Annotated in this window: 7 protein-coding genes; all 7 read right to left on the bottom strand. The window is 63.9% G+C overall.

Annotated elements, in window-relative coordinates:
* Positions 1-5: 5 nt before the first annotated feature.
* Positions 6-515, bottom strand: a complete 510-nt coding sequence (locus tag O0882_RS07795; RefSeq protein WP_289946683.1) for a DUF1993 domain-containing protein — start codon at positions 513-515, stop codon at positions 6-8.
* Between the two features lie 109 nt (positions 516-624).
* Positions 625-1587 (bottom strand): DUF2167 domain-containing protein, encoded by a 963-nt coding sequence (locus tag O0882_RS07800; protein ID WP_289946685.1) that lies wholly within the window; start codon positions 1585-1587, stop codon positions 625-627.
* Positions 1588-1734: 147 nt separating this feature from the next.
* Positions 1735-2754, bottom strand: a complete 1020-nt coding sequence (locus O0882_RS07805; protein ID WP_289946687.1) for a succinylglutamate desuccinylase — start codon at positions 2752-2754, stop codon at positions 1735-1737.
* Entirely contained in the window at positions 2754-7481 is a 4728-nt protein-coding gene (locus O0882_RS07810; RefSeq protein ID WP_289946690.1) for an NAD-glutamate dehydrogenase domain-containing protein, read from the bottom strand. The genes O0882_RS07805 and O0882_RS07810 overlap by 1 nt, the downstream gene beginning before the upstream one ends.
* Positions 7482-7794: 313 nt before the next feature.
* Positions 7795-9135, bottom strand: a complete 1341-nt coding sequence (astB, locus tag O0882_RS07815) for an N-succinylarginine dihydrolase (protein WP_289946691.1) — start codon at positions 9133-9135, stop codon at positions 7795-7797.
* Positions 9136-9144: 9 nt separating this feature from the next.
* Complete coding sequence (astD, locus tag O0882_RS07820) at positions 9145-10626, bottom strand: succinylglutamate-semialdehyde dehydrogenase (protein ID WP_289946693.1); 1482 nt, start codon at positions 10624-10626, stop codon at positions 9145-9147.
* A complete protein-coding gene (astA, locus tag O0882_RS07825; protein ID WP_289946694.1) occupies positions 10619-11671 on the bottom strand; it encodes an arginine N-succinyltransferase in 1053 nt (350 codons plus the stop codon). The genes astD and astA overlap by 8 nt, the downstream gene beginning before the upstream one ends.
* Positions 11672-11676 lie beyond the last annotated feature (5 nt).

Genomic DNA, 11676 nt, shown 5'->3' on the forward strand with positions numbered 1-11676 from the left:
CTAGGTCAGTCGTACGGTCCCAGATAGTCGAGCTTGCCCACGGTCACGCCATTGTTGCGCAAAATGGCGTGGACCATGGAGATGTGGAAATAGAAGTTCGGCAAGGCAAAGCTGAGCAGGTAATTGTCGCCCGAAAATTTCTTGCCCTCGTCAGTCCAGTTCAGCACCACTTCCTTCTGCGCGCTGCCCGCCATCTGGCCCGCATTCACGCTGTCGATGTAGGCGATGGTGTTGGCGATACGCTCTTGCAACTGCTCGAACGACGCTTCGTTATCCTCGAACTTCGGCGCCGGCACGCCGCTCAGGCGCTCGACCGACATCTTCGACGTATCGCTGGCGCGCTGCACCTGCGCCGTCAAGTCCAGCATGTCGGGCGCCAGTTGCGCGCCCAGTAAAATCTCGGGCACGATGCCATCTTCCTCCACATGGGCTTGCGCTTTTTCCAGCAGGGCCGAGACGACCCGCAAGCCGCGGATGAAGACGGGAATGGTTGCCTGATACATGGACACGGACATGGGGAACTCCTGATAGTGAACGATGAGTCAGTGTACCCGAGGCGCTGTTTTCCGGCAGCGCGCGCAATGCCACTCCTGTGCGCCAGCGCACCAAGCGGCACAGTTACCCTTACTTGTCCAGATTCACCTTGCCGTCCGGCGTGTGGCTAGCCTGTTCCGCCGCTTCGACCTGCGGCGCCTGCTTGGTCTTGCGCTTGCCAGTGAAAAACTTGACGATGGCCGCGCCGCCGCCCACCACGGCCAGGATCAGCACTTTCTTGAAGGCCAGCAGCAGCGCCAGCAACTTGCCAAACAGCCCCAGCTTGCTGGCCACGCCACCCGCCACCAGCGCCGCCAAGCCGTATTCGGCCACCTTGTCCGTCTTGCTGTCGAAATCCGTGTAGCGGTTACCGTCGGTAAATTCCGTGAACGCCGTCACTTGCTGCATTTCTTTCTTGATCGCTTCGATCTGTTGCATGCTGGCGATCGCGTTCAGGTTCAGCACGCCTTCGCGGCCCAGCACGCGCACGTTGTAGTTCAGCGAGTGCTCGCCGCCATCGACCATCAAGTCCTTGGCCCAGTACAGCTTGTGCGTATCCTTGGCATAGCTGGGTTTTTCCGCCCAGCCCATCAAATGGATGCCGGGATAACCCTGCTTCTTGCGCTCCGCGTTATGTTCCAGCACGGACGCCTGCATATCCTTGAGCAATTCGTCGTACTTGATGCTGTCCGCATCGTCATCCTTGATATGGCCTTCCTTTTCATACGTGACGATGACGCCCCAGCTATCGCGCTCGAGCACGCTGGTCTTGGCGGGCACGATCATGCCCAGCGATACCATGCCCGGAGGGTTGCCCCAGGCATCGACCAGCACGCGCTCGGCGTCCGTCGGCGACAAATAACGGAAGTTGGCCGGCAAATCCAGGGTGGCGATGCCGCCCGGCAAAGTGATCTTGCCGCGTTGCAGGTGCAACTGGGCAAGGAATTGCTCGGCCGTCATTTCCGGTGCGGCTGCCTTCTCTTCGGCAGGGGCGGCAGCCGTCAGGCCGGAGAGGGTCAGGCACAGCAAGGCTGTCAGCAGGCGTTTCAACATGATCGATCCAAAAAAATTGCAAAGGGTAAATATTTTAAATCAATTGATTGCTTAATGGATAATTATTTCTGTGCGGCATCTTTTTAAACAAAAAAACGCCAGGCGGGTTTCCCCGGCTGGCGCCTGACACTGTACGTGGCTGGAAGATCAGGACACGCGCACCACCATCAAGCCCGCGCGCAAGCCCACGCGCACGTCCGGGTTGGGGAATACCACCAGCTCTTCCGCGTGCCGCACCGTGTAGACGTGCTCGCCATCGCTGGCGATCACGGCGTGCTGCGGCAGGGAGGTGAAATTCTGCGTGCTGCGGTCGAACGCCATGCGGAATTCATCGCTGTGCTTGATGATTTCCTGCGCCACCTTGAACACGTGCGGTTGTGCCTTGACGGGCTGCGCAGGCAGCCCACGCAGCAAGCCGTCGAGCGCCCGCGACACGTCGTCGAACAGAGACAAATCGTTCTGCCCCAGGGTGCCCACGCGGCCCAGCTCCACCGTGCTGGCGGCCGCACCGCAATGCTCGGCCGAATAATAGCTGTAGGTGCCGGCCGACTGCGGGTTCATGATGATGGCGCCGATGGCCGCCTGGCCCAGCCAGTCTATCAGCTGCGCCTTGGCGTCGTCGGCCACCAGGTCCGGCACGATGGCAAACGTGGGGTACACAGAAGGCCGGATGGCCGTGTGCAAATCCAGGTGCCAGCGCACGGGACCCGCCGCTGCAAAGAACGCTGTTGTGGCGGCGATCATTTCATCGGCGCGCGCGCTTTCCGCCGCTTGCGCGAGGCTGCCCCGCACGGGGCGGAACATGCGATTCAGGTCGGCGTCGATGAAACGCTTGCCGGCCCGGATCGCATCGACATTGCCCACACAAACGAGCAAATCGACGGCCAGCTGCGACGCATCGCGCGACAGCGCGTCGAGCAGATGCGCCAGCACTTCGATCGGCCCCGTCTCGTCGCCATGCACGCCCACCGAGACGGCCACGCTGGCGCGCCCCGCATCGGCTTGCGGCTTGACGACTTGCAGCATGCCGGGCGCCGGCAAGGCCACCGTGAAACCGGCGTTGGCAAACAACTGTGCCACGCCGCTGAAATCAGCCTGCGCCAGCGCCTGCACGGCTGGCGGCAAGCCGCCAGCGCCCGATCCAACTTGTCGTACTTCTTGCGTCATTACACCGCCGCTTCCGCTATGGATTCCGCCGTGATTTTATTCACGGCTTCCGACAAGGTCCACACGTCCAGCATGGCTTGCTCCAGTTCCGTCGCCGCCACATACGCCGACAAGCCCAGCGCGCCCGTCACCGCATCGACGGCCTGGCCCGCATTGCCTTGCCCGGCACGCGCCAGCACCTGCGTCAGCAGACGCTGTTGCGTGCGGCGCAGCGCTTGCTGCGCGTAGTTGCGCAACTGTTCCTGCGACTTGCCTTGCGCGGCCAGCTTCAGGCCACGCTCCAGCGTATCGATGCCCGCCTGGCTGCGCAGGGCCAGGCCCACTTGCAGGAAGGCCGCCAGGTCCATCGCCGCAGGACGCGGCACGGACAGGGCCGGGAACAGGAAGCCGGCGACGACTTCCAGCGCGTCGACCGCATCCCACGCCTGCACGAAGGCAGGCGTCAAGCCCGGCACCAGCGCCGCTTCGGACTTGATGCCGACGGCTTGCAGCAGTTCGCGCTTCGATTCCGCACCAAACAAACGCGTCAGTTCGGCCAAGCCGGCGCCACGCAATTGCTCGGCCGGCACGGACAGCACACCAGTGATCATCGTTTGCTGCAGCACGCGCGTTTGCGCGTCGACCTTGATCGACACGGCGCGCGGAATCGTCAAGGCATCCGCATCGAGCGCGTCGAAGACGGGCGCCAGATTCAGCGCCACCCAGGCCTGGCCCCAGGCCAGGATCACGGCCGATTCGTCCACGCCGTGTTCTACGGACAGGTTGCGGATCATCAGCGGGCCGCAGCGGTTGATCACTTCATTGGCCAGCACGGTCGCCAGGATGGCATTGGCCAGCGGGTGGTCGAGCGCCGAACGGGTTTCCACCAGCAGCGACGGGAAGTAAGGCTTGAGCACCGGCTCGGCCCACGTTTCATCCGTCAACGGCAGGGCCGACAGGATGCGCTTGAAGCGGTTCTTCACGTTGGCGATCACCACCGCCAGTTCCGGCGTGGTCAAGCCACGGTTGTCCAGCTTGCGGCGCGCCAGTTCCGCCACCGATGGCAGTTGCTCCAGCTCGCGCGACAGGGCGCCCTCTTCCTCCAGGCTGGCGATCAGCGCGGCATAGCCATCTTGCACGGCGCTCTCGCTTTGCGCCTGCAACTCGCGCACCAGCAAATGCGTCTGCTGCGTGTTGTCGCGCAAGACCAGGCGTTCGACGTCGTCCGTCATCGCATACAGCTCGCGGTTGCGTTCCGCTTCCGTCAGCTTGCCCGCATTGACTTCCACGTCCAGCCAGATTTTCACGTTCACTTCATGGTCCGAGCAATCCACGCCGGCCGAATTGTCGATCGCATCGGTGAAGATGCGCCCACCCGTCAGCGCGAACTCGATGCGGCCGGCCTGCGTCGCACCCAAATTCCCCCCTTCGGCCACGACCTTCACGCGCAGCTCATTGCCGCTGACGCGGATATGGTCATTCGCGCGGTCCTTCACCTGGGCGTGCGTCTCGGTCGATGCCTTGATATAGGTGCCGATGCCGCCGTTGTAGAACAGGTCCACCGGCGACTTCAGGATGCGGTGCATCAGTTCTTCCGGCGCCAGCGAGGTTTCCGCGATATCGAGCGCGGCGCGGATCTGCGGCGACAGCTCGATCGTGCGCGCGGAACGCGGATACACGCCGCCGCCTGCCGAGATCAATTCCTTGTTGTAGTCATCCCACGAAGAGCGCGGCAAGGCGAACAGGCGCGCGCGTTCTTCGAACGAGACGGCGACGTCCGGTGTCGGGTCGAGGAAGATGTGGCGGTGGTCGAATGCGGCCACCAGTTTCAACTGGCGCGACAGCAGCACGCCATTGCCGAACACGTCGCCCGACATGTCGCCCACGCCGACCATGGTGATCGGGGTGGTGTTCAAGTCGTGGTCCATTTCATAGAAATGGCGCTTCACGGCTTCGAATGCGCCCTTGGCCGTGATGCCCAGTTTCTTGTGGTCGTAGCCGTTCGAGCCGCCCGAGGCAAACGCGTCACCGAGCCAGAAGCCGCGCTGCACGGCGATGCCGTTGGCGATGTCCGAGAACGTGGCCGTGCCCTTGTCGGCAGCCACCACCAGGTACGGGTCGGCATCGTCGAAGCAGACGGTGTCGACCGGCGGGACGATATTGCCCAGCGAGCGGTTGTCCGTCACTTCCAGCAGGCTGGAAATGAACAGGCGGTAGACGGCTTCGCCTTCGGCCGCGATGGTTTCGCGCACGGCGTCCTTCGGCATCATCTTGCAGACGAAACCCCCCTTCGCGCCGGCCGGCACGATGACGGCGTTTTTGACCATCTGCGCCTTGACGAGGCCCAGCACTTCGGTGCGGTAGTCTTCCATGCGGTCGGACCAGCGCAAGCCGCCACGGGCGACAGGGCCGCCGCGCAGGTGCACGCCTTCGAAGCGGCGCGAGAAGACGAAAATCTCGCGGTAAGGACGCGGTTCCGGCACCAGCGCCAGGCTGCTGGTATCGAACTTGAAGATGATCTTGTCGCCAGCCTGATTGTTCTGGAAGTAGCTGGTGCGCAGGGTGGCGGCCATCAGGTCGGCCAGCGCGCCGAGGATTTCCTCGGTGTCGGCGTGGTTCACGGATGGCAGGCCGGCCTTGATGGTGGCGATCGCCTCCAGGGCGGCCGTGTGCTGCGCGTCGGACAGCGAGGGATCGAAGCGCTGCAGGAAGGCGTCGACCAGGGCCTTCACGTGGGCCGGCTGCTTGCGCAGGCTTTCGGCAATGTAGCGCACCGAGAAGCGGCTGCCCGTCTGGCGCCAGTAGCTGGTGTAGGCGCGCACCAGCTGCACTTCGCGCGTCGACAAACCGCCTTCGATGACCAGGCCATTCAGGCGGCCATCTTCAGCTTCATCGTTGAACAGGGAGGCAAACAGTTCCTGCGCCACGGCGACGACCGATGGCTGCGCCAGCTTCGCCGCGCTGGCGGCATCGACCGTCAGGCTGGTGACGAAATAGCGCGTGCCGTCCGGCGGCGAAATCGAAAAGGCTTGCTCGCGGTCGATCGCCACGCCCGCGTTATGCAGCGCCGGCAGGATGGCCGACAGCGGCGGCACCTTGTTGGCCGAATACAGGCGAATCGTGGTAACGGCACCCGTCTCGATGCGCACGGCCACGTGCGATGGATCAGTGTTGCGCAGGATGGTGTCGAGGTCGCGGAAGGCGACGGCCGGCGCGGTGGCGGCCACGTAATCGAGCGGCAAGGTGGCGCAGAGTTTGCGCAGGCTGGTGCGCAGGGCCACGTCGGGCACGGCGTCGGCCACGGCGGCAAAGCCGTTATGCCAGCCATCGAGCACGCCAAGCAGCGGCTGTTCGATATCCGTTTCCAGGTCCAGCGGGTAGCGGGCGGCGTGGGCGATCAGGTAGACGCGCGCCAGGGGACCATCGGCCACCAGGGTTTGCGTACTCACATGCGTGGCGCCGGAACTGGCTTGCAGGGCTTTTGCCAGGCTCGATGCCACGCTGGCGCTGTAGCGTTCGCGCGGCAGGTAGACCAGCACGTTCAGGTGGCGCGCATACACGTCGCGGCGCGCAAAGACTTTGGTGCGCGGCTGCTTGTACAGCGAGACGACGGCGCCGCACACTTGCGCCAGCCAGTCGAGGTCCGCTTCCAGCGCTTCGGTGCGCGGCAGGGATTCGAGGATTTCACGGAATTTCTCGGCACGGAAGCCTTGCTGGCGCACGCCGGCCAGGCTCAGTACCTTGGCCACGCGGCCGCGCGCAAATGGCAGCGCCGCCAGCGGGGTGGAGTTGCCGGCACGGGTAAACAAGCCAACGAAGCAATGCTCGCCCAGGATCGCGCCTTGCGCATCCATGTCGCGCACGCCGATGAAATCGAGCTGCTGGTCGCGGTGCAAAGTACCCGCCACGTCGGCCTTGACGATGGACAGCGCCGAGTCGCGCTTGGCCAGGGTGTCGAAGTCACCCGGGATATTCGCCAGGCAGGTGCCGTACACGGGGTGGGCCGTATCCTGCAGCACGCCGACGCGGCTCGGGATGTCGCGTTCGAGTTCGCGCACGCCCGGCTTGACGCGGTAATAGGCGTAGCCGAACACTTCAAAGCCGCCGCTGCGGGCCCATTCCAGGAAGGCGGCCACTTCCGCGCCTTCTTCGCCATGCTGCGATGCAGCCACGGCGACGGAGGCCAGGCGCTCGCTCATGGCGGCGGCGTCGCGGCGTACGATGGCGGCGTCACGCGCGACCAACTCCAGGGCGGCGACCAGCGCAGCCAGGGCTTCCGGCGCCAGCTCTTCGTCAAGCAGTACCAGCACATACGATTCGAGCGGGTCGCCCGGCTGGCGCACCGCTTCCACACTGCCGTCAGCGGCGCGGCGCACGGGCAACACGGTGTTCATCACGCCACGCACGGCCAGGTGCTGGCGGCGCATGGCCATGACGATGGAGTCGACCAGATAAGGCATGTCTTCGTTCAGGATCAGCAAGGCGCTCGCCATGCCGCCACGGCCATCGGCATAACGCAGAGTGGCGATCTGGCAGCCGCTGCCGGTGCGCTTGGCCGCTTGCGTAAAACCGTCGACCAGCACGGGCGCCAGGCTGTCGGGCGCGATATCGGCCAGGTCTTCGGCGTCGAGCGAGTCGAGCCATGCCTGCACCAGTTGTACGACAGGCGCTGCCGCCTTGTTCGCATTGCCAGCCGCGTTAATCAGTTCCAGCGTTTGTGTGCGCAAATCTTGTGGCGTGTGATTCATCTTGCATCTCCATTACGGTAATGTGAATGTCCAACGCTGTCGTTCGGGCTTGTGGCTGGGCGGCAGCGGTGTCAAGAGACGGGGGTCGCCCGTCCAATTCTGTCTGTGCTACGGAAAAAGTAATCCCCAATAAATTATTGTGATTTCTGACTTCCATAACCGGCGCTCTGCGGCGTTGCCCACTGCTAGCAGTGCTCGCACTGCGTCGCAGCGGGCGCCTTGCATAGCATCCGGTTCTGTTTGTCATAACTTCACAATAATTTCCCGTGGATTACTTAGCTGTCTCGGATTTTTTCTGTGTTTTTTCTATCGCCTACAAGTCGTACAATCCAGGTAAGTTGAGGATGATCGTCAATTCTTCAAGCGCCGCATGCACTTCCAGCGCCAGCTGCGGGTCGGCCAGGTCGGCCGGCTCCAGGTGGTCGCGGTAGTGTTTTTCCACCCACTGCACCAGCCGATGGTACAGCGTTTCCGTCATGATCACGCCCTGGTGCATGGCGCGCGCTTCGGTTTCCGTCAGGGCCACGCGCAAACGCAGGCAGGCGGGCCCGCCGCCGTTGCGCATGCTCTGGCGCAGGTCGAAATGAATCAGTTCATCGATGGGTCCACCGCTGGCCACCAGGCCTTCCAGGTAGCGCGACACGGCGCGGTTTTCCTGGCACTCCTGCGGTATCACCAGCGCCATCTTGCCCCCCTCTTTCGTCAGCAACTGGCTGTTGAACAGATAGCTGGTCACCGCATCCTGGATCGGCACCTGGCCCGTGTCCACGCGCAGTGCCTGCAAGTCGGCACCCGTGGCGGCGACGGCGCGGCGCAGCTGCGACAAGCTTTCCCCTTCATCGGCAAACGCCTGCTCGTGATAGAACAGCACATTGCCATTGCCGACGGCGATGACGTCGTTATGGAATACACCCTGGTCGATCACGTCCGGATTCTGCTGCACGTACACGCTGCGTTTTGCATCGAGGCCATGCAGGCGCGCCACGGCTTGCGACGCTTCCAGGGTCTGGCGCGCCGGATAGCGCTTCGGCGACGGCGCGGAAGGATCGAACTCCACCCGGCCATACACGAACAACTCCACCGATGGCGCGCCGTGGTTCGCACCCAAACGCGTGTGGTTGGCCGCGCCCTCATCGCCAAAGGCGGGCGTCGATGGCAGTGCGTCATGCACGGCGAAGTGCTTATCGTCGCCGAAGATGGCGCGCAGGCTGCGCGCCGACTGCGCGTGCTCGAAGGCGCGGTGCAGCTTGTTATTCAGGTTGGCGGCCGTGAAATGCACGCGGCCATCCTGCGTGTCGGCCGACGGGCTGACCGTGGCGGCGTTCGCCGTCCACATGGGCGAGGCGGAATACGCGCAGGCCAGAATCACAGGGGATTCCTTGCAGGCGCGCGCCAGCACCTCGGCGTCCGTGCCCGTGAAGCCGATAGCGCGCAGCAGGCGAAAATTGGGGCGGTCCTGTGGCGGCAGCAAGGCTTGCGCAAAGCCGCGCGCGGCCAGCGCGCGCATCTTGGCCAGGCCCTGCAAGGCAGCCTGCTTCGGATTCGAAGCGCTTTTCACATTGCTGAACGAGGCCACGTTGCCGAACGACAGGCCGGCATAGTTATGCGATGGCCCGACCAGGCCGTCAAAATTGTATTCGCGCGTGCTGTGCATGGGTACTCCTTAAAAATTCAGGCCGGGCGACAGCTTGGCCGGCATTTCCAGCGCGCTGTTTTCGATCGAGGCGACCGGGTAGGCGCAGTAATCGGCCGCGTAATAGGCGCTCGGACGGTGGTTGCCCGACTTGCCGATGCCGCCGAACGGCGCCGTGCTGGCCGCGCCCGTGGTCGGGCGGTTCCAGTTGATGATGCCGGCGCGCGCGCGCGTCTGGAACGTTTGCCACAGCGCCGCATCGTCGGACAGGAGCGCGGCGGCCAGGCCGAATTCGGTGGCGTTGGCAACCTTCAGGGCCGCGTTGAAATCGGCCACGCGTATCACTTGCAGCAGTGGGCCGAACCACTCTTCGTCGGGAATGCCGGTGGCATCGGTAACGTCGACGATGCCGGCCGTGACAAAACCCGCCTGCGGATTCAACTGGCGCATCTGCAGCAGGGTGGTGCCGCCCTTGGCGACCATGTCCGCCTGCGCCTGCACCAGGCGCGCGGCCACGGCGCTCGATACGACAGGCCCCATGAAGGGCTGCGGCTGCGCGTCGGACGCGCCGATGCCCAGTTTCGCCGCCACTTCCACCAGGCGCGCCACGAAGGCAGAACCCGCAGCGTTATCCTGCACTACCAGACGGCGCGCGCAGGTGCAGCGCTGGCCGGCCGACACAAACGCGGAGAAGATCGCGTGGTGCACTGCGGCGTCGACATCCTTCACATCCCACACCACTAAAGCGTTATTGCCGCCCATTTCCAGCGCCAGCATCTTGCCCGGCTGGCCGCCGAACTGGCGGTGCAGGCTGATGCCCGTCTGGCAGGAACCCGTAAACAGCACGCCGTCGAGGTGCGCATTGGCACCCAGGGCCACGCCCGTGTCGCGCCCGCCGTTGACGAGGTTGACGACGCCATTGGGCAAGCCGGCCTGCTGCCACAGCTGCACGGTTTTGATGGCACTGCGTGGCGCATATTCGCTGGGCTTGAAGACGATGGTGTTGCCGGCGATCAGGGCCGGCACGATGTGGCCATTCGGCAGGTGGCCAGGGAAGTTATACGGGCCGAAGACGCCGAACACGCCATGCGGGCGGTGGCGCAGCACGGCGTCGCCATCGGCGATCTTGCTTTGCGTGATGCCCGTGCGCGCGTGATAGGACTGCACCGAGATGTCGATCTTGTTGGCCATGGTGGCCACTTCCGTGCGCGACTCCCACAAGGGCTTGCCCACTTCTTCCGAGATCAGCAGCGCCAGCGCTTCGGCATGCTCCTTCAGCAGTTCGCGAAAGCGCACGCAGATGGCGATGCGTTCTTCAGCGGGCGTATCGGCCCACGCTTCAAAGGCGGCGCGGGCGGCCTGGCAAGCCTCTTCGACTTCGTTTTCCGTCGCTTCCAGGCTGGCCCAGGTCTGCTTGCCGTTCGACGGATCGATGGTGAGCAGTTCGCGGCCCGTGCCTGGCAGCCAGGCGCCGTTGATGAAGTTCGATTGCGTGGTATTCACATTAGACATGGGGATGCTTCCTCGGGTTGAGTGACAAGGTGCGCACGGTGTCGCCGTTGTGGCAACGCAGCAGGTGCAATTCATCGTCATCGAGCGCGATCTTGCCGCTGTGCGGATTGGCGCTGGTGACGATCATGCGGAAATCTTTCAAGTCGGTGTTCGACACCAGATAGGGCTCGGCTTGCGCCGCATCGCCGCAGGCATCGGGGACAACCTCGGCGTCCAGCACGGCCGGCATGCTGTCGCGCATGGCGCGCAACTCGGAGACGCGCGCCTGCAGCACGGGACCGGCGTCGAAAATGTCGACATAGCCTTCGAAGTGCAAGCCTTCCTGTTCCAGCAGGCGGCGCGCGGGCGCCGTGCTCAGATGCACCTTGCCGATCACTTCCTGCGCTTCGTCGGGCAGGTAGGCCACGTACATGGGCTGGCGCGGCATCAGTTCGGCGATGAACGATTTTTTGCCCAGGCTCGTCAGGTCGTCGACGTGGTGGAAATCCATCTTGAAGAAGTGGCGGCCCAGGCCTTCATAAAACGGCGAGCTGCCGTCCGGCGCCTGGTAGCCGCGCATTTCGGCGATCAGTTTTTCGGTGAACAGGTGCGGGAACTGGGCGATGAACAGGAAGCGGCTTTTCGACAGCAGCTTGCCGTTGTTGCCGCTGCGGTAATCGGGGTGCAAAAACAGCGAACACAGTTCCGTGCTGCCCGTCAGGTCGTTCGACAGGTACAGGGTTTCCATGCGCGTAAACACGTCGAGCTCGCGGCTGGAATGGACCAGGGTGCCGATGCGGTAGTTATAGAACGGTTCTTCCAGGCCCACGGCGCCCTTGATGGCGCACACGCCGGCCAGGCGGCCCGTATCCGTATCCTCCATGACGAACATGTAGTCGCGCTTTTCAGGCGCGATGGTTTCGGCGAACGAGGCGCAGGCAATGGCCAGGCGGTCGCCCAGCATTTTCATGTCCGGCTTGAGGGTGGTCATGCCGGTGCCGACCTGGCTGGCCAAGCCGTACAGGGCGTCCAGGTCAGAAGCGTTGATGGCGCGTACTACTAGCATAATGT

The sequence above is a fragment of the Janthinobacterium sp. SUN073 genome, assembly GCF_030397665.1.
Classification (GTDB): Bacteria; Pseudomonadota; Gammaproteobacteria; order Burkholderiales; family Burkholderiaceae_D; genus Janthinobacterium.